The following is a 17,200-nucleotide window of genomic DNA, read 5'->3' as shown; positions in this document are numbered from 1 at the left end:
CGCACGGTGGAATACCGGTTTTATCCCAACTGCGCGGATGCAAGGCAAGAAAGGCTTTTCGCGGAAGGCGCGGGCGTGCCTCAGCCGAGCCCGGCCTCGAGAGCACTCAGGAGGCGAATGCGGCCTCGTAAATCTCGGGCTTGAAGCCGACCACTCGCCGGTCTCCGAGATCGAGAACGGGGCGCTTTATCATGCTGGGCTGGTCCTCCATCAGGTGGACGGCCTTTTCAGCATTCATGTCCGCCTTCTCAGCATCGGGAAGCTTGCGAAAGGTCGTGCCAGCCCGGTTCAACAGCTTTTCCCAGCCGACTTCTTTCACCCATGCTTTCAGGCGATCTCGTTCGATGCCAGCGGCCTTGTAGTCGTGGAACCTATAGGCAATGTCATGCGCCTCGAGCCAGGTTCTCGCCTTCTTCATCGTGTCGCAGTTCTTGATGCCGTAGATCACGACAGGGCTTCCAACCGTCATCCTCAGATACTCCCAGTCAAAGATTTTCCTCAAAGCCGATGCGTTGAGGTGATAGGCGTGTTTGAAGCCGGTTGGAAGTGCCTCACATACCGATAAGCACCGCACTTTCGGGCGACCACCGCAATATCACATCCTGGCCTTCAGCCAGGCTTGTGCCGCCATTGTTCTGGACATGGACCTTGATGATGTCACCACGGTGTTCAACGAAGTACGTGCTGCTGTTGCCCCCGAAAATCCGTTTTGAGACACGCCCCTTCAATCGGTTTTCCTCTCCAAGGGTGGCGTTGTCAGCCTCGCCAATGCTTATGCGCTCAGGCCGCACGGCACAGCTTGCATTGGTCCCGACCGCGGGCTTTGTTCCTTGATTTGCGACAACCACGGTGCCATCCGGCAAACGTATGCCATTGCCGGTCGCAACGCCGCGCAGGATGTTGGCATCGCCGAGGAAGGTCGCAGCGAATTCACTCTCCGGCCTGTCGTATATCTCTTCGGGTGGCCCCTCCTGAACCAGACGGCCGTCACGCAAAATCCCAATTCGGTCGCTCATCGTCAGCGCTTCTTCCTGATCGTGCGTGACGAAGATCGTGGTGATCCCGATCTCGCGCTGGATACGCTTCAACTCGATCTGCATGTCCACGCGCAGCGCCTTGTCGAGCGCCGACAGCGGTTCGTCCAGCAAGAGCACACGGGGCTTGGTCACGATTGCGCGCGCAAGCGCCACGCGCTGGCGTTGTCCACCCGACAATTGGTGCGGGCGCCGCTCGCCAAGGTGCCCCAGTTGAACGAGGTCAAGCGCGCGCTTCACCTCGACCTCGATCGCGGCTCTGATTTCTCCTCGAACGGAAAGGCCGAAGGCCACATTTTCAGCTACGCTCATGTTGGGAAAAAGCGCGTAATTCTGGAACACCATTCCGATGCGACGCTTTTCCACCGGCACACGCTCGACCCCTTCACCGCCTATGGCGATACGCCCGGCATCGGGAAAGTCGAACCCGGCTATCATGCGCAACAACGTGGTCTTGCCTGAGCCAGATGGGCCGAGCAATCCGTAAAACCCCTTGTCAGGAAAGGCGATCGACACCTCATCGAGTGCCTTGTGCGAACCGAAGGATCGCGAAACCTTGTCGACGACGACCTCGGCCATTGTTTATTTCTCTCCCCCAAACTTGAAGAAGCGGGCGGTGACGAGCATCAGCCCCATGGATATGCCTATGATGATGGTGGAGACGGCATTGATCTCGGGCGTGAAGCCCTTGCGGATTGCCGCATAGATCTCCACCGGAAGTGTCGCTTCGCCCGGTGTCGACAGGAAATAGGAAACGACGAACTGGTCGAATGAGACCGCGAAAGCGAACAGGCCACCGGCAATCACCCCCGGCATGATCCATGGGAGGGTGACCCGCGTGGTGACCTGCCACTGGCTGGCGCCCAGCGAACGGGCGGCTTCTTCAAGCTCAGGAGCGAAGGTCTGCAAGCGCGCGGAAACGACGACGATGACATAGGGCAGTGCGAGAGCAACATGGCCGAGCAGGATGGCGTGAAGGCCACGCCCGATGCCGACGCCGAAGAAGAAGATCAACATTGCGGTGCCGGTGATCAGCCATGGAATGGCTATGGGCGGGAACAGCAGGGCCTGAAGCAGTCTCTTGCCGCGAAATTCATAGCGAAACAGCGCTATCGATGCCGCTGTCCCCAGCACGGTAGCGATTGCCGTGGTGAAGACCGCGATCTGGAGGGAATTCCAGGTTGCGGCGAGAAGTCGTCCGTTCCGTGAAAGATCGGCATACCAGCCCGTCGTCCATTCGAACGGCAATTGGTAGAATGGGGAAGCGTTGAACGACATCAACGCCATGATGCAGATCGGCAGGTAGAGAAAAGAGAGCAGCAGGACGATCCACACACGGCCGAGCGCCTCGAGCAGACGGGTCGTGAACATTATTGCACCCTTCTCAGGATCGGTGCCGACAGGCTGAGAATGACGAGCACCACAGCCAGCAGAATGAAGGAGAGCGCCGCGCCCAGCGGCCAGTTGAAGACGGCAACAAACTGATCCTCGATCACCGTGCCGTAGAATGTTCCGGTGCGCCCGCCCAGAATGCGCGGTTCCATGAAAGAGCCAACCACCGGCACGAATATCAGAATGGAACCGGCAAGCAGGCCGGGCATGGCGAGTGGCAGAACGACGCGCCTCAGGGTCTGCAGTCTCGAAGCCCCCAGTGAGCGGGCCGCCTCGATGAGCGCGTTGTCGATTGCCTGCAGGGTCAGATAGCAGGTAAGGACCATGTAGGGCACGTAGGAATGAATGAGGCCGATGATCACCGCCGGATAGGAATACATGAGGTCAATATCGATCCGGAACGGCAATATCGCGTTCAGTGTCGTGTCCAGAAGCCCCCCTTCCCGAAGCACCATGGCCCAGGAGAAGATGCGGACGAGGCCATTTGACCAGAATGGAAGAATGACCAGGAGGAAAATCGCTTCTCGCGCCCTGCCCTTCAGAACCCTCGCCAACACATAGGCTGCAGGAAAGCCGATTATCGCGCACCAGAGGGTTACTTCGAGGCCGAGACGGATCGACGCCCAGAGCAACGTGACATACAACCCGCTGGAAAAGAACGCCGCGTAGTGCTCCAGGGTCAACGACCAATCCCTGCCAGACATGGGCAGCTCGGTCATGAAGGAGAAAAGCGCCATCGCCGAGAGTGGAAGGAAGATGGCCACGACAAGCCAAAGATAGGCGGGCGTGAGCAGCGGTAATGCTGGTCCGATGCCCCCTCTCCCGCGGATCGATGTTGCCATGCCTCTCCTCCCGATGGTCTCGATGCCCATCCCGCCCCTTTTCCTCATGTGAGCGGGATGGGGCCGCTTTTTCTGACTATTGTGCGCCGACCTTGAGTTCCTGCCAGATGGCCAGATATTCTTTTCTCTGTTCGTCGGTGATGGGAGCCTGAAACTGGATGCGATCCGCCACTTTGGGGTCGCCCATCACAGCCCTGTTGAATGCATCTTCGGGAAGAGCAGCGACAGCCTTTTCATTGGCGGAAACCGGCGCGCCGACTTTCGTGACCCATTCGACGTAGAACTCCGGGTCGATCATGTAATTAATAAAGGCTTCGGCACCCTCGACATTGTCGGAGCCGACAGGAATGGAGAAGGCGTCGAGCCAGGCCACGGCTCCCTCCTCCGGGATTACCAGACTGACCGGCAGGTTGAACTGGGTTTTGGCACGATCAGCCGAGCCGGACCAGTATGTTCCTATATCGATCTGGTTCGAAGCGACCATCTGGTTCCAGTCGTTCTCCGAACTCCAGAAGGTGCGGATCTGTGGCATGAGTGAAGTGAGCTTCTCCTTCACCGCATCCATATCCTTGATGTCATTGATGTTCTGCCCCGAGGCGATCGCCCCGAACTGGATCGCCTCTACGGCGTCATCGCGAATGACGACCCTGCCCTTGTGCGCCTCATCCCACATGACCGAGATGCTGGTGGGGGGCGTCTCGAAGGATTTGTCGTTGACGGCGATCGCGGTCAGTCCCCAAACCCACGGCACACCATAAACCTTGCCGTCTTGGTTCAGCATGGGAGAGTTGGCCTTGTCGCCGGAAATGTCCGCGTAATTCGGGATTTTTGCGGTGTCGATCGGCTGGATGAGAGATTCCGCCAGTGCCTGACCGGTGAACGCCGCATTGATCATGACAACATCGTAAAGGCCGGGGTTCGTCCTCAACTTGGTCAGCATTTCCTGTTCGGAATTGAAGAAGTCGTTGACCACCTTGTGGCCCGTCGCCTTCTCAAAGGCTTCCACAGCCCACGGCTCGTCAGCGCCATACCCCTTCCAGTTGAGCACGTGTAGCTCGGCGGCATGGACGGAGACTGTACACACGGAGAGCAGCACCGCTTGTGCTGCCAGTTTCCCAAGCAATTTGGTCATCGGTTGTTCCTCTCTTTTTGTGCCATCGTTGTTATTGTTTCCTGCGCATCTCATCGTCACGCATATCATCGGTCGGTTCGCCGCAGTTTCTTTCAGCCAGGAAAGCCCGTATCTCAGTGTCGTTCGGCGCAGCGCAACCACCATGCCGGCTGACCGAGATTGCCGCCGCGGCGTTGGCATAGCGCACAGCAGCGAAAGCCTCTTCACCCCGCGCGAGTGCTGCGATGAAGGCGCCGATATGCGTGTCGCCCGCGCCATTCGTGTCCAGGGCAGGCACTGAAAACCCTTCGACGGCGCCGTCGCGTCCATCACGCAAAAGCAGATATGCGCCAAGTGCACCGGAGCGGATGACCACACCATTTGCACGAGGGCAATGATCGGACATGAGAAGGGCAGCATTGATGGCAGGATCGGCCGCACCGGCAAGTGAACGCGCTTCCGCAATATTGCAGCTCAACCATGTCGTACGGGCCAGAACGCGGGCACGAATGGAAAAAGGTATCTCGGCCACAACCGGCGTCGGGTCGAAAATGACCGGTGTGCCTGACGGCAAGGCCTCAAGCCAATCGGCCAGCGCATCACGGCTGCCGGGATAAGAGAGCGTATAGCCCGATATGAAAACCCAATCGGCTTCCTGCACGGTTATCGGAGCCAGGTCCGCGATCGTCAACGCGGCTTCTGCACCGGGCCAGGAGACAAAGGTTCGTTCGGCATCCGCGGTGACCAACACCACACAATTCCCGCTGTCGAGCTCAGGCGCGCGCGGGGTCAATGTTTCCACCCCTTCGGCCGCGAACGCTGCGCGCAGAAAATCTCCTTCCGGCCCTGTGCCATGGCGACCGGCAAACGCAACCGGCATGCCGGCCCGTCTGGCTGCGACCATCACGTTGAAACCACCACCGGCGATGCGGTTGTAGCTCGATGCGGTCTTTTCGCCGCCCGGCTTCGGCAAGGCGTCTATCCGGTAGACGTAATCAACAACGGCGCTGCCGGCATGGATGAGACGTGTCATGCCGCTTCCTCGTCCCCGACACGACGGAAGCGCTCTGCAACGAGCCTCGTAGCCAATGTTTCGACAATCCTCATGTCGAGTCCGTTCAACTCCGCTATGCGGTTCTGCGGCAGGCTGTTCATGCCCGCACAGGCGCCCGCCATGCCTGCAGCAATCGCTCCGATCGTGTCGGTGTCGCCACCGAGATTGGCGCTGATGACCGCAGCACGCCACGGATCCCCTTGGGCCACTTCGAGGACAGCGAAAGCCGCAGGCACAGACTGCTGGCTTGCAACGCCCGTGCCCACGAGCTCTGAAATCAATCCGATTGCGCGTTCAGCAGGCTTGCCGCGTACGAGGTCTGTCGCCCAACGAATGCGCGCTGAAATATCGGGGCCGGCCACCCAGTGCCCGTGGCCTGCACCCAGCTTCGCGGCGTCTACGGCGTGCTTGGCCGCATGCCGCCAGTCGCTGCCAGAAACACCATGACTCACGGCAGCCGCCACTGCCGCCGCCGAAGCAATCGCCATGGACGTGTTGTGCGTTGCGCGGCAGGTTTCGGCCACCTTGGCCGCGAGCGCAGCCGGTGCGCTGGACGGCATCATGATCCCGACCGGGGCGATGCGCATGGCGGCACCGTTGGTGTCGCCGTCGCGCCCCGCCTCTTCAGGTGGCGTACCACTGTTGATGGCATCAATGGCGCGTTTGGTAGATGGGCCCAGCAAATCGTAGCTGCCGCGCGCCTTGACGTCACGCTCCCACTCGACAAGCGCATTCACCCAGCGGTGATGATCAAACGCATCGTCGGTTTCAAGGAGGACCTGCCCCAGCAACAGCGCCTGTTCCGTATCGTCGGTGATGGTGCCGGCGGGAAGCCCTTTCGACACCGGATGGTCGGGAACAGGTAGAACGAAATTTTCCACAAACCCGTAAGTCTCACGGATTTGGGCCGGCGAAAACAATTGGGTGGGCATGCCAAGCGCGTCGCCCAACGCCCCACCGATCAACGCGGCCTTTGCCCGATCTTCAGCAACTGACCTGTCCGACATTCCTCAAAACTCCAGGTGCAGTGCAAAGTGCTTGGGGTTGAGCAAGCTGGTGACATACTCGATGGGATAGCCGTTCGGCCTGCGTGTCAGCCGGCGTGTGCGCAGAAAAGGCGTTCCCGTTTCGCATCCCAGAATGGCCGCATCCTCGGGCGACAACATTTCGATATCGGCCCACTCTTCTCCGTGATCCGGAACAAGGCCGGCTCCCCGCAATGTCTGGTGCAAAGACCCCTCCCGCAGTCCTTTGAGCGGCACCTCTTCGAGCTCGGGCGACAGGGGCAGACGCGAACGCTCGATGGAGATGGCGTAGCCGGTGCCCGCATTGCTGCGTGCGCGATCGACAGCGATGAAGGCCGGCTTTTCGATGCCGAGCATCTCGGCCAGTTCCGGATCCTCAATCACTTCCAGACGCAGCGTGCGGGTCTGGACATTCGCGCCCGCGTCAGCAAGCGCCTTCGACCAGCCGATCGCGTCATCAACCATTTTTCCGTCGAAGGTGACAAAGGAGCCGATCCCGACCTTCGTCGTGATCAGCCCCCTGGCCGAGAGTTCTTCCAGGCCGCGCCGAACCGTATTGCGACTGACGGCGAAGCGCTGCACCAACTCGTTCTCACTTTGCAGCCGCTCGCCAAACCCCAGGGCACCTGAACGAATTTCCCGTTCCAGAACGGTGGCAATCCGCTCGGGCTTCGCCATTCCCGGTGACAACGTATTCGCGCGTCGAGACATATAAACCTGTCCAGTGAACCTGTATAATCCTGTACTTTACAAGTCGGCGGGTGTCAACGCGTCCGACTCTTGCCCTGCGCGCAAAGAGAATACCTGCAGCAGCGCACGATCAGGCGGACATCATGAGTGTCGACAGTGAAACCACCACCATGCCTGCTGAACTGCTGATCCCTTCGTGAAGGTCGCCGACAGCGACCAGGCATGGGAATTATAGCGCTTCACCGGTGAGGGAGACCGCTCTCCAATGCCCTGTCGAGCAGGGACTGCGCATATTCCCGGTCCGGCGCGGTGGCCGTGAACAGAATACGATACATGATCGGCGCGATAACCCGGTCGAGGAGTTTATCGACATCAATCGGGCGGTCTTCCCCCTCTGCTGCACGGTCCAGAATCATTTCCAGTTGCTGGCGCGTGTAGGCGGAGCATTGACCGGCATTCTCGGAACGCTCGCCACCAAGAACCTCACGCAGCATTTCCCGTCCCGGTTCGGAGGACATTTCCTCGACAAATTGCTGCAGCCAGATCGCGAGATCATTCCGCCAGTCGCCTGTTTCTTCCGGTGGGGCATCGGGCCGCAGGTTCCGGGCCGCCACCTCGGAAAGAAGCTCCTGGAGAGAACCCCACCGCCGGTAGATGGTCGACGGTGTTACGCCAGCCCGCAAGGCGATCGCAGGAACGGTCAATCCAGACGCGTCGCCCTCCTGTTTAAGCTCTTCAACAGCTTTGAAAACGGCGGCCTGCACCCGGGCAGAACGCCCTCCCGGCCTTGGAACCACGTCAAGTGCACGATCTGAATTCTTCATTTTTTCAACCACTCCCCCTCAGGGCGACCATACAACCGGCGGCAAAAGAATTCACTAACGCAAAATATTTGCATTAAGGAACCTTTCGCATTATAACGCAAAAAATTCGCTTTTAGCAAAGGACCAGACCATGACCTCGCGAACGATGGGGGCGACGGCCTGCCCCACAACCCAAACTGGCCTCAGTCTGCACGCCTTGTCTCTTATTGCGTTCCTTGCTGCGTCCAGCGTTCCGGCACCGCTTTATCCGCTTTATCAGGCAAAATGGGGCTTTTCCGCTTTCACCATTTCGCTGGTTTTTGCTGTCTATGCGCTGGCTTTGCTTTTCGGCCTGCTGTTTTTTGGAACAATGTCGAACCGTTTCGGCAGGCGCCCCGTCATTCTCGTATCGCTGGCAATACAACTCGTCGCGATGGGGTTGTTTCTCATGGCCCAGGACAGTGCCTGGCTGATTGTCGCGCGCACGATCCAGGGGTTTGCCACCGGCCTCGCGACGACAGCTCTTGCCGCAGCATTGCTGGACATCGATCAAAAAGCGGGTGCAACCATCAACAGCATCGCCCCCATGATCGGGATGGGGCTCGGCGCACTTGGCTCAGGCCTGCTTGCACAGCTCGCTCCCGCACCCCTCCATTTCGTCTATTTTCTTCTGGTAGCGATTTTTAACGGTCAGGTTCTGCGCACCTTTGCAAGCACGGAAACCGCGACCGACCTTGCAACCGAACCCTGGCGCCCTCGCTTGCGCATCGAAATTCCCCGGCATGCACGCCTGGCTTTTCTGCGGGTTGCGCCGATCAACATCGCGGTCTGGGCGCTTGGCGGGTTCTTTCTCTCTCTGATGCCTTCCCTGATTGGCGAGATCGCCCCGGGGCAGACGCAGGTGCTGGGAGGTGGAGCCGTGGGCGCATTGACACTTGCCGGAGCCGTCGCTGTTTTAACCTTCCGCAACCTACCCATCCGCTCTGCCCTGCTTTTCGGCAGCCTCGCCATGATTGTTGGTCCCGCCGTCATTCTTGGAGGCTTCAGTCATTCCAGCACGATGGCTCTCATGTCAGGAGCCGTCATTTCGGGGCTTGGATTCGGGGCGGGCTTTCTGGGCGCCATGCGCAGCCTCGCCGCTCTTGCCACAGCACAGCAGCGCGCCGGCCTGCTCTCGGCGTTCTACACCGAGAGCTATCTCTCAAATGCCCTTCCAGCCCTGGTGGCCGGGGTTGCGGCACAGCGCATCGGACTGGTTCCGACTGCCACGATCTTTGGCGCGGTCATCATTGCGCTCGCCACGCTCTCCCTGATCCTGACCTATTTCGCAACAGTTCCGACCTCGATGGACAAGAAGCCATGACCATCCCCGCCTACACTGCTGAAATGATTGCCGATCTGGCCGATCGTCATGAACTGCCCTTGCCCCAGGAGCGGCGCGCCGCGGTGGCTGCAACACTGACACATGTGCGCAGCTTCATTGGCACACTTCAGTCCGCCCGACAGGACGCCAAAGGCGCCATCACGGAGAAAGACTTTCATGGAACCGTTTGAACTGTCGATTACCGAAGCGTCCACGCTAATCGCAAAGAAAGAACTGTCCCCGGTGGAACTTGTCGACTCGGTGCTCCAGCGGGTTTGGAAGCTGGATGACAATATCGCCGCCTACTCCCTGCTGCTTGCCGAACCTGCGTTGGAGAGAGCCCGGCTCGCCGAAGAGCAGATCATGACCGGTGCTGCCCTTCCACCGCTGCACGGCATTCCGATCGCATTGAAGGACCTCATCGATGTTGCCGGATTGCCGACCAGTGCCAGCTCCAGAGTTCAGGTGGGACATGTGGCAGAAAGCGATGCTGTGACCGTGAAACAGCTCCAGGAGGCCGGTGCCATTTTCACCGGCAAGACGCACACGCACGAGTTCGCATTCGGCCTCACAACACCGCAAACCGCCAATCCCTGGCACACCGAACACACGCCCGGCGGCTCGAGCGGTGGTTCTGCCGCGGCAGTGTCATATGGCGGAGCGCTTGCTGCATTGGGAACGGACACCGGCGGATCAATCCGCGTTCCTGCTGCGCTATGCGGCGTGGTGGGGTTGAAGCCGACGCGCGGAACGGTCTCGCTGGAGGGCGTCATTCCCCTTGCGCCGTCGCTCGATCATGTCGGGCCGATCACCCGCACGGTGAAAGATGCAGCGCTTCTTCTGGAGGCAATCTCGAAAGCCAAGGTGGACAACTCATCAGCAAATGCGCTGGCAGATCGTGAGATTACCGGAACAAAACTCGGCGTGCCGGTCAATTATTTCTATGAGCGGCTCGAGCCGGAAATCGAGGATGCTCTCGCACAGTTGCAGAGGGCCCTGGCGGACGCCGGTGCCGAGCTTGTGGAAGTCTCGGTGCCGCTGACCGAGACCATTATGCCGGGCCAATGGGGAATCATGCTGGCGGAAGCGGCTTTCGTGCATCGTGACAACATTCGGTCGCGAGCAGACCATTACGGCGAAGACGTGCGGCTTCTCCTTGAAACAGGAAGTCTTTTGCCGGCCCAGGACTATCTAATGGCGAAGCAGGCACAAGCGCGGCTGGAGCGCGCATGGACAGAGATGTTCCAGAAGGTCGATGCATTGATCGTCCCCACTGTACCGACCGTGGCAGCACGACGCGGCCAGAGCGCTTTCATCTGGCAGGACGGCAGCGAGGAGCCGGTCGTGGAGGCTTATGTGAGATTTAACGCCGCTGCCAATCTGACGGGTGTACCAGCGTTGTCGGTCCCGGCCGGGCAGCATTCATCCGGCCTGCCTTTCGGCGTACAATTCATCGGCCCCGCCCATTCGGAGGCGGTGCTCCTGAAACTTGGGCAGTTGGTTGAAGGCATCGCCGGACGGATGCCAATGCCTGCACCGTTTGCCCTATGCAACTGACTGGATTGAGCGCCCGCTTTGAGGCAGCGTTTCGGCACTGCCCCAAAGCGGCGCAGCTTATCGATGATCGCGACGGGTGGTGTTTCCGTCTGCAGACGGTTCGCCAATCCATGTTATCGCTTGAGACAGGTCCCTGGCCGCTGAAAGCGCGCGCGCAGTCGCCATCAACATTTGCGGAAGCACCATCCACTCAAGGCTCCACGCTGCCCCCGAACGCTCCTGCTCATGGATCATTGCATGATGCATGGCCGAAACCTGCGTGGCATTGAAGCGAGCAAGCGTTACGAGAAGTTCACCCAGAACCGGGTTCTGCTTGTGAGGCATTGCCGATGACCCCCCGCCGCCCGAAAGCGCGATCTCGTCGATCCCCTGCTGCGCCATCAGCACCACATCCTGCCCGAACTTGCCGAGAGTTCCTGTCACAAGGGAAAGGAACGATGCGTAGTCGGCGATGCCGTGGCGCATGGCGTGCCAGGCCTTGGCTGTGGGGGCGAGCCCAAGGACTTGCGCAACATTCACGACGACGGTGTCAGCCTGAACGCCCAATGCTTTGCGGTCACCAGATGCGCCACCAATCTGGACCCGCTCGACATCCGAGCGTAGCGCGGTTAGCCGCTTCAAATGATCATCCAACGGCAGACGCCAGGTTTTGATCCGGTCGCCAGCCGTAATCATGGTGGCAGCCTGCATGCGCGTACGTCCCATCAGAGGCGCATCCCCGAAACGACTGATGAGTTCATCGAGCGATGCCGCCAGCGCCTTGATGCGCGCTTCCAGAAGATCGGAGGCTTCTTTCAGGGTGAGGGCCAGCGCCGTGTCCACGACATCCTGAGATGTGGCATGACGATGAACCGCATCGGCACCCGCTACGGCCTTCAACTGCCGAACCAGGCGCGGCACCGGCACACCGTCCTGCGCCATGCCGGCTGCAATATCCGTCAAGTCGATCCGTGCATTCTCGATTGCAAGCGCCGCCGCCTCAGCCTCTCCCTCATCGAGAAGACCTGCCCGCCCACAGGCCCGCGTCCAGGCCGCCTCGAAGGCGAGCATGTGGCGCATCTGCTGATCCGGGCCCAGGAGCGTGGCCATCTCCGGGTCGCCGAACAAGCCCGCCAGCCATGGATGATCAAAAACGGAGACGTCCATCCCGAAGGGCCTTTCGACATTGTTCGCGTCGCCTTGATCGGCGCTGCACGGTGAGCTGCATCTTTCAGAGATCAAGAAACACCGTTTCGTGATCGCCTTGAAGGCGGATGTCGAAACGGTATTTCCCATCGGCAACTTTCTTCGCGATCAGCGTTTCCACGCGCGTGCGCTGTTCGATGCGGCTCAGCAGCGGATCGCCAGAATTATCCTCATCCTCGAAGTAGATCCTGGTGTTGAGCCCGGTGTTGATGCCGCGCGCGACGATCCACAATGAGATGTGAGGGGCGCTTCTTACCCCTCCACGCCCCACATAGCTGCCGGGCTTGACCGTCGTGAGCCTGAACTCGCCGGTCGCCTCATCGACGGCAAAGCGGCAATGGCCCGAAACATTCGGGTCGGCACCCTCCTCCCCCGGGAACCTGCCGCCTCCGTCGCACTGCCAGCTTTCAATCAGCGCGTCGCGCAGCACCCATCCGGTGCCATCAAAGACAGAGCCCACAATGTCTATCATCTGCCCGTTCACCTTACCTGTGACAGGCGACGCGCCGATCTCCTGCGGGAAGGAGCCGGCATTGCCTGCATAAGTGGGCATCAGGCCGATGTGAACGTATGGACCTGCGGTCTGTGAGGGCGTTTCAGCAAGAGTCGTCAGCTTCTGCACCATGATCACATCCCCTCCAGCTTGTTTTCGAACATCGTCTGCCGGCGACCGCGCAAAACGATATCGAACTTGTATGCGAGAAAATCGAGTGGGCGTGATTTCGAGAGGTCAAGAGGTGCCACAAGGCGATCAAGATGGCTGCGATCCCTCACGGTCGCTGCGATCGGGCAATGGGCAATCAGCGGATCCCCCTCGAAATACATCTGCGTGACCAGGCGCTGGCCGAAACTTTGGCCATAGATCGAAAAGTGGATATGCATCGGGCGCCAATCATTGGCACGGTTCGGCCAGGGATATGCGCCCGGCCGTATCGTGAGGAATTCATAATAGCCGCTTTCGTCCGTGAGCGTGCGGCCACATCCACCGAAATTCGGGTCGAGCGGAGCGAAATAGGTATCCTTGACATGCCGGTAGCGCCCGCCGGCATTTGCCTGCCAAATCTCGATAAGCGCATTCGGCACTGGGCGGCAATTCTCATCCAGTACGCGGCCATGCACAAGAATGCGCTCACCCACGGCAGGTGCCAGCCCCTTGGACCAGTTGAGAATGAGGTTGTTGTCGAGTTCGCCGATCAATTCGGCTCCGAAAACAGGACCGGTTTCCTCCGATGGCGTGCTCTCCATCGAAAGAAGCGGCAGATTGGGCGAACGCGTCACGCTGGTCTTGTAGTCTTCGGCATAAGGTGCCGGATGAACCGCCCGGTTGCGTGGGATGAGTGGTCCGAGATCGCTCATTCCTCATTTTTCTCCATCTCTGCATAAGTCTGTTTAGCGAGTTTGAGAGCGTGATTGGCCTTCGGAACGCCGGCGTATATGGCAACGTGTTGCAACGCTTCCGCGATGTCCTCCCGGGAGGCACCTGTGCGTGTGGTGGCCCGGATATGCATGGGGATCTCCTCGAAATTGCCAGTCGCTGCAAGAAGCGCGATCGTCAGCATGGACCGCTCGCGGCGGGTAAGGCGGTCAGACGCCCATACCGTGCCCCAGGCCCCTTCGGTGATCAGCGCCTGAAACGGCTGGTCAAATTCGGTCTTGGCGGCCTCTGCCCGATCCACATGAGCATCTCCAAGCACCTCGCGGCGGACCTTCATGCCCCGTTCAAACCTGTCGCTCAATGCCGCATCCTTTCCAAAAACCTTTCAAATCCGCCGCAAACTCACTCAGTCGCTTCATCCGGGCAAAAGACCGGCGCCATCCAACAGCCGCAAGTCTGTCTCAGTCGAGTTTACAAATACGGAAGGGTTGACCGCGCCAACCGAGCGCTGAATCTGCATTCGGTCCCAATCGCGCTTCAACACCCGCATTCTCCCCCCGAGCCGAAGCTTGCCGCCCCCGCTCTGCGGGGGCGGACGGCATCAATCGATGCGGAACAGCTTCTGAGCGTTCTTGTAGCAGATTTTCTCCATATCTTCGCGCGCCAGGTCCAGGGACTTCAAAACGGCGATCGTGTCGCGGATATATCCCGGACCTTTTTCGGGGTCGAAGGGGCTGTCAGACGCAAACAACACTTTGTCCACCCCGTAGAACTCCAACCCGCAAACGGTGGCCGCGCGAGAACCGAAAACCGCAGTATCCGCATAGAAGTCCTTGAAATAATCGAACGGGCGCTTCTTGAGCCCTTTCAAAACATGCGAAAGATCCTCGGTGGACGTACGCTTGCCGAGCTGATCCTGCCCCGGCCCGACGCGCCCTTCGAAGAAGGGAACCATGGCGCCCAGATGATGAGCGAGAACCTTGAGCCCGGGCAGCTTGTCCATCATTCCAGACAGGGCGATCCGTGCCATTGCCGCGCTGGTTTCGTAAGGCCATCCGAAGGTCCACCAAATCTCATAACGGGATTTCGACTCGGTGAGATAATCCGGCATTTCCTCTCCGCGTGAGGGATGAAGAAACACCGGCCTATCGAACTTGGCCGCCGTTTCGAAAATCGGAAAAAACTGCTCATCATCAAGCGGTGCACCGTTGACGTTCGTGTGAATCTGAACGCCGACGGCGCCGTCGTTGGCAGAGAATACGCGTTCCAGTTCAGCGACGGCGGCGGCGGGATTGTTCATCGGCAGCGCGGCGAGATAACCTGGAAAATGTTGGGGATGCTTGCTGACAAGCTCGGCAAAACCCTCATTGCCGAGACGTGCAAGTTCAGGTGTTTTGTCCGGCGTTCCCATCTGCTCGATGGGCGGCATGCCCAGACTCAGGATCTGCCGATAATTCTCAAAGGGTTCGATAACTCTGAACCGCTCCTCCAAATCGAAGATGCAGGGGATATTCTGCATACGCTTGCCGATGTTTTTGCCGGCACCTTCGAAGGTCTGAATCTTGTCCCAAAGCGGTTTCGGGAAGAAGTGATTGAAGGCATCAATGTACTGCATCTCTCGCTCTCTCTTTATAAAGTGGGTTTCAGGCCCGGCGCTTCGTTCAGCACCGGCACGATTGGGGAATTTGGAGATGCAGGCTCTGCCTGCACCTGGTTAAACCGACGGAATAACGGTCAATGCGGGGAACCACTGGCCTAAGAGTGTCTGTGGCCAGGGTATGCGCAAAAGCTGGTCGAAGATCAGGTAGACAGTCAGTGTGAGTGCGGCTGCATATCCTGCGATCAACTGCCATTTTTCACGCCCTTCGATGCGCATGAAAACCGCAACGAACAGTGGAACTGTGGGGATAAGACCGATCACCGCCATCATCGCGATGAAAAGGACGAGAAAGGCAAAGAACCGTGCCGCGCGCAGAGCAACTGTTTTCAGCGTAATATCGCCATGATCGACGGATGTATCCATGTGTACTTCTTGCCGAATCTCTCCAGCGTCGGCCCGCGCGCGCTGTACTGACCGCGTAAAGACCTGATTGAGGAAACTCAGCACACAGAAACTCAGCGTCAGTATGCCAACACTCAACGGTCCGACCTTCGCGCCCCAGGGCCACTGGAGCGCTTCGGCAACCATGACACCCGCCAAGGCCAATACGCCGACATAGAGCAGATCCGACCATTGAAGCCGCGGTGTCCCAACATAGCTTGCGATACCCTTGAAACCGCCGAGCGCTCGAACATGGCGGATGAGCGGGCCGGCCAGCACGATGACCGCCATGGTGAAAAGCACGACGACGAGCGGGCGCAACATCCACTCAAAACCATATCGGGTGGTCGAGATGAACATGTAGCGTTCAATCAGGGCGCCAAGCACAAAGCCCAGAACAAGTGGTGGCCGTGGCCAGCGCAATTGCTTCATGATCCAGCCGACAGCGGCAAAGATCAAAAGCGCGTAGAGATCTCCCCAATTGCGTGAGGACTGGAATGCTCCGACATAGACAAATATAAGCACAGCCGGTAGGATCAGCGTGTAGCGAAGAACTGCAATCTTTGCCAATTGCCCGGAAAACAGGAAGCAAAGACCTGCGCCCAGAATATTGGCGATCGCGATCGACCAAACCATCGAGTAGGTGACGTCCAGGTTGGTTGTCAGCATCTCGGGCCCCGGCACGAGGCCGTGGATCAGGAAAACGCTAAGCAGAATGGCCATGGAGGCCGATCCGGGCACACCGAAGGCTATCGTTGGAACAAGTGAACCCGCAGTGATTGCATTGTTGGCAGCCTCAGGGGCGATGACGCCGCGCACATCGCCTTTGCCGAAAGTCTTGTCCGCACCCTTTGTGGTCTGGAAAGCCCAACCATAAGCAATCCAGTCGACAACGGAAGAGCCAAGCCCGGGTATGGCACCGACCCCTGCGCCCAACCCGCCGCCACGCAGGACAAGCCACCAGTTCCTGAGGGCATCGCGGAGGCCTTCGCTCATTCCCTTGCGGGTGTCATATTTGGATTCCGAAGCAATGGCGGACCTTTTGATCGCAAGGTCTGCCAGCTCAGGCAAGGCGAAAAGGCCAAGAACGAGCGGCACGATCGGAAGCCCGTCCCATAGATAAAAACTCCCCATCGTATAGCGCAGCGTGCCGGTTTGCGGGTCAGCGCCGATCATGGAAATCATGACACCGATTCCAGCGGCAACCAGACCTCGCAGTGGCGAGGTTCCTGACAGAACCGCCACCATTGCTATGCCGAATACAGAGAAGCCTAGAAGTTCCGGTGAGCCGATAAAGAGCATGAATGGACGCAATACCGGCACGGTCAGGGCCAGCAGCAACGCGCCGACCAGCCCCCCGAAAAGAGACGATGTGAACGCTGCACTCAGTGCTCTGCCAGCCTCCCCGTTTTTTGCCATGGGATTGCCGTCCATCACGGTCGCTTGGGCGCCGGCTGTACCGGGAACCCCGAAAAGCACAGCCGGGATCGTGTCGCTTGTACCCGTGACAGCCGACATCCCGAGCAGCATGGCGAAGGCCGCATAAGAATCCATCGTGAACGTAAATGGCAGCAGCAGCGCCATGCCTGCCAGCCCGCCAATCCCGGGGATGATGCCGAGAAAGAGCCCAAACAAGACGCCGCAACCCAGCATGAGAAGCCGGAACGGGTCTGCGAGTGCCACGATGGCATCGCTTGCTGCGCCGAGAACACTGATATCCATAGTCCG

18 protein-coding genes are annotated in these 17,200 nt (G+C 59.2%); 3 read left to right on the top strand and 15 right to left on the bottom strand.

Going from position 1 to position 17,200, the window contains the following annotated elements:
* Nucleotides 1–106 precede the first annotated feature (106 nt).
* The 9 genes from AC2CHD_RS12290 to AC2CHD_RS12250 form a co-directional block, all read right to left on the bottom strand.
* A complete protein-coding gene (locus tag AC2CHD_RS12290) occupies nt 107–469 on the bottom strand; it encodes an ArsC family reductase (RefSeq protein ID WP_484553914.1) in 363 nt (120 codons plus the stop codon).
* Between the two features lie 82 nt (nt 470–551).
* Nucleotides 552–1,613 (bottom strand): ABC transporter ATP-binding protein, encoded by a 1,062-nt coding sequence (locus tag AC2CHD_RS12285; protein WP_484553913.1) that lies wholly within the window; start codon nt 1,611–1,613, stop codon nt 552–554.
* Between the two features lie 3 nt (nt 1,614–1,616).
* Nucleotides 1,617–2,405, bottom strand: coding sequence for an ABC transporter permease (locus tag AC2CHD_RS12280; protein WP_404933493.1), 789 nt, complete (start codon nt 2,403–2,405; stop codon nt 1,617–1,619).
* A complete protein-coding gene (locus AC2CHD_RS12275) occupies nt 2,405–3,268 on the bottom strand; it encodes an ABC transporter permease (RefSeq protein WP_484553912.1) in 864 nt (287 codons plus the stop codon). The genes AC2CHD_RS12280 and AC2CHD_RS12275 overlap by 1 nt, the downstream gene beginning before the upstream one ends.
* Before the next feature lie 76 nt (nt 3,269–3,344).
* Nucleotides 3,345–4,400, bottom strand: a complete 1,056-nt coding sequence (locus AC2CHD_RS12270) for an ABC transporter substrate-binding protein (RefSeq protein WP_484553911.1) — start codon at nt 4,398–4,400, stop codon at nt 3,345–3,347.
* 31 nt (nt 4,401–4,431) lie between these two features.
* Nucleotides 4,432–5,412: a PfkB family carbohydrate kinase gene (locus AC2CHD_RS12265; RefSeq protein ID WP_484553910.1), complete on the bottom strand. Its 981-nt coding sequence runs from the start codon at nt 5,410–5,412 to the stop codon at nt 4,432–4,434.
* Complete coding sequence (locus tag AC2CHD_RS12260) at nt 5,409–6,440, bottom strand: ADP-ribosylglycohydrolase family protein (RefSeq protein ID WP_484553909.1); 1,032 nt, start codon at nt 6,438–6,440, stop codon at nt 5,409–5,411. The genes AC2CHD_RS12265 and AC2CHD_RS12260 overlap by 4 nt, the downstream gene beginning before the upstream one ends.
* Before the next feature lie 3 nt (nt 6,441–6,443).
* Complete coding sequence (locus tag AC2CHD_RS12255; RefSeq protein ID WP_229447668.1) at nt 6,444–7,169, bottom strand: GntR family transcriptional regulator; 726 nt, start codon at nt 7,167–7,169, stop codon at nt 6,444–6,446.
* A 218-nt stretch (nt 7,170–7,387) separates the two neighbouring features.
* The gene (locus tag AC2CHD_RS12250; protein ID WP_484553908.1) at nt 7,388–7,972 is read right to left on the bottom strand and encodes a TetR/AcrR family transcriptional regulator; all 585 of its coding nucleotides are present in this window, start codon (nt 7,970–7,972) and stop codon (nt 7,388–7,390) included.
* A gap of 130 nt (nt 7,973–8,102) precedes the next feature.
* Here AC2CHD_RS12250 and AC2CHD_RS12245 point away from each other — a divergent pair, with 130 nt between their 5' ends.
* The 3 genes from AC2CHD_RS12245 to AC2CHD_RS12235 are packed head-to-tail and all read left to right on the top strand — an operon-like array spanning nt 8,103 to nt 10,871.
* Nucleotides 8,103–9,314, top strand: coding sequence for an MFS transporter (locus AC2CHD_RS12245; protein WP_484553907.1), 1,212 nt, complete (start codon nt 8,103–8,105; stop codon nt 9,312–9,314).
* Complete coding sequence (locus AC2CHD_RS12240; protein WP_484553906.1) at nt 9,311–9,505, top strand: hypothetical protein; 195 nt, start codon at nt 9,311–9,313, stop codon at nt 9,503–9,505. The genes AC2CHD_RS12245 and AC2CHD_RS12240 overlap by 4 nt, the downstream gene beginning before the upstream one ends.
* Entirely contained in the window at nt 9,492–10,871 is a 1,380-nt protein-coding gene (locus AC2CHD_RS12235) for an amidase (RefSeq protein ID WP_484553905.1), read from the top strand. Before AC2CHD_RS12240 ends, AC2CHD_RS12235 begins: the two co-directional genes overlap by 14 nt.
* Before the next feature lie 57 nt (nt 10,872–10,928).
* Here AC2CHD_RS12235 and AC2CHD_RS12230 read toward each other — a convergent pair whose 3' ends face one another.
* The 6 genes from AC2CHD_RS12230 to AC2CHD_RS12205 form a co-directional block, all read right to left on the bottom strand.
* Nucleotides 10,929–12,017 carry a 3-carboxy-cis,cis-muconate cycloisomerase gene (locus tag AC2CHD_RS12230; RefSeq protein ID WP_484553904.1) on the bottom strand — a complete coding sequence of 363 codons (1,089 nt, stop codon included), beginning with the start codon at nt 12,015–12,017 and terminating at the stop codon, nt 10,929–10,931.
* A 64-nt stretch (nt 12,018–12,081) separates the two neighbouring features.
* Nucleotides 12,082–12,681, bottom strand: a complete 600-nt coding sequence (gene pcaG, locus AC2CHD_RS12225) for a protocatechuate 3,4-dioxygenase subunit alpha (RefSeq protein ID WP_229447674.1) — start codon at nt 12,679–12,681, stop codon at nt 12,082–12,084.
* Between the two features lie 2 nt (nt 12,682–12,683).
* Nucleotides 12,684–13,412, bottom strand: coding sequence for a protocatechuate 3,4-dioxygenase subunit beta (gene pcaH, locus AC2CHD_RS12220; RefSeq protein WP_229447675.1), 729 nt, complete (start codon nt 13,410–13,412; stop codon nt 12,684–12,686).
* The gene (gene pcaC, locus AC2CHD_RS12215; RefSeq protein ID WP_229447676.1) at nt 13,409–13,792 is read right to left on the bottom strand and encodes a 4-carboxymuconolactone decarboxylase; all 384 of its coding nucleotides are present in this window, start codon (nt 13,790–13,792) and stop codon (nt 13,409–13,411) included. The genes pcaH and pcaC overlap by 4 nt, the downstream gene beginning before the upstream one ends.
* Before the next feature lie 240 nt (nt 13,793–14,032).
* Complete coding sequence (locus AC2CHD_RS12210; protein WP_484553903.1) at nt 14,033–15,046, bottom strand: amidohydrolase family protein; 1,014 nt, start codon at nt 15,044–15,046, stop codon at nt 14,033–14,035.
* 99 nt (nt 15,047–15,145) lie between these two features.
* The gene (locus AC2CHD_RS12205) at nt 15,146–17,194 is read right to left on the bottom strand and encodes a tripartite tricarboxylate transporter permease (RefSeq protein ID WP_484553902.1); all 2,049 of its coding nucleotides are present in this window, start codon (nt 17,192–17,194) and stop codon (nt 15,146–15,148) included.
* Nucleotides 17,195–17,200 lie beyond the last annotated feature (6 nt).

The sequence above is a fragment of the Nitratireductor sp. ATLC21 genome (genome assembly GCF_057196525.1).
This window is presented reverse-complemented; position numbering and strand designations above follow the sequence as displayed.

Bases quoted from the DNA above. Each gene is read 5' to 3' on its own strand.
- AC2CHD_RS12290 (WP_484553914.1), bottom strand. From the start codon at position 469: ATGACGGTTGGAAGCCCTGTCGTGATCTACGGCATCAAGAACTGCGAC.
- AC2CHD_RS12260 (WP_484553909.1), bottom strand. From the start codon at position 6,440: ATGTCGGACAGGTCAGTTGCTGAAGATCGGGCAAAGGCCGCGTTGATC.
- AC2CHD_RS12255 (WP_229447668.1), bottom strand. From the start codon at position 7,169: ATGTCTCGACGCGCGAATACGTTGTCACCGGGAATGGCGAAGCCCGAG.
- pcaH (WP_229447675.1), bottom strand. From the start codon at position 13,412: ATGAGCGATCTCGGACCACTCATCCCACGCAACCGGGCGGTTCATCCG.
- AC2CHD_RS12265 (WP_484553910.1), bottom strand. From the start codon at position 5,412: ATGACACGTCTCATCCATGCCGGCAGCGCCGTTGTTGATTACGTCTAC.
- AC2CHD_RS12205 (WP_484553902.1), bottom strand. From the start codon at position 17,194: ATGGATATCAGTGTTCTCGGCGCAGCAAGCGATGCCATCGTGGCACTC.
- AC2CHD_RS12285 (WP_484553913.1), bottom strand. From the start codon at position 1,613: ATGGCCGAGGTCGTCGTCGACAAGGTTTCGCGATCCTTCGGTTCGCAC.
- AC2CHD_RS12230 (WP_484553904.1), bottom strand. From the start codon at position 12,017: ATGGACGTCTCCGTTTTTGATCATCCATGGCTGGCGGGCTTGTTCGGC.
- AC2CHD_RS12270 (WP_484553911.1), bottom strand. From the start codon at position 4,400: ATGACCAAATTGCTTGGGAAACTGGCAGCACAAGCGGTGCTGCTCTCC.
- AC2CHD_RS12240 (WP_484553906.1), top strand. From the start codon at position 9,311: ATGACCATCCCCGCCTACACTGCTGAAATGATTGCCGATCTGGCCGAT.
- AC2CHD_RS12280 (WP_404933493.1), bottom strand. From the start codon at position 2,405: ATGTTCACGACCCGTCTGCTCGAGGCGCTCGGCCGTGTGTGGATCGTC.
- AC2CHD_RS12210 (WP_484553903.1), bottom strand. From the start codon at position 15,046: ATGCAGTACATTGATGCCTTCAATCACTTCTTCCCGAAACCGCTTTGG.
- pcaG (WP_229447674.1), bottom strand. From the start codon at position 12,681: ATGGTGCAGAAGCTGACGACTCTTGCTGAAACGCCCTCACAGACCGCA.
- AC2CHD_RS12245 (WP_484553907.1), top strand. From the start codon at position 8,103: ATGACCTCGCGAACGATGGGGGCGACGGCCTGCCCCACAACCCAAACT.
- AC2CHD_RS12275 (WP_484553912.1), bottom strand. From the start codon at position 3,268: ATGGCAACATCGATCCGCGGGAGAGGGGGCATCGGACCAGCATTACCG.
- AC2CHD_RS12250 (WP_484553908.1), bottom strand. From the start codon at position 7,972: ATGAAGAATTCAGATCGTGCACTTGACGTGGTTCCAAGGCCGGGAGGG.
- AC2CHD_RS12235 (WP_484553905.1), top strand. From the start codon at position 9,492: ATGGAACCGTTTGAACTGTCGATTACCGAAGCGTCCACGCTAATCGCA.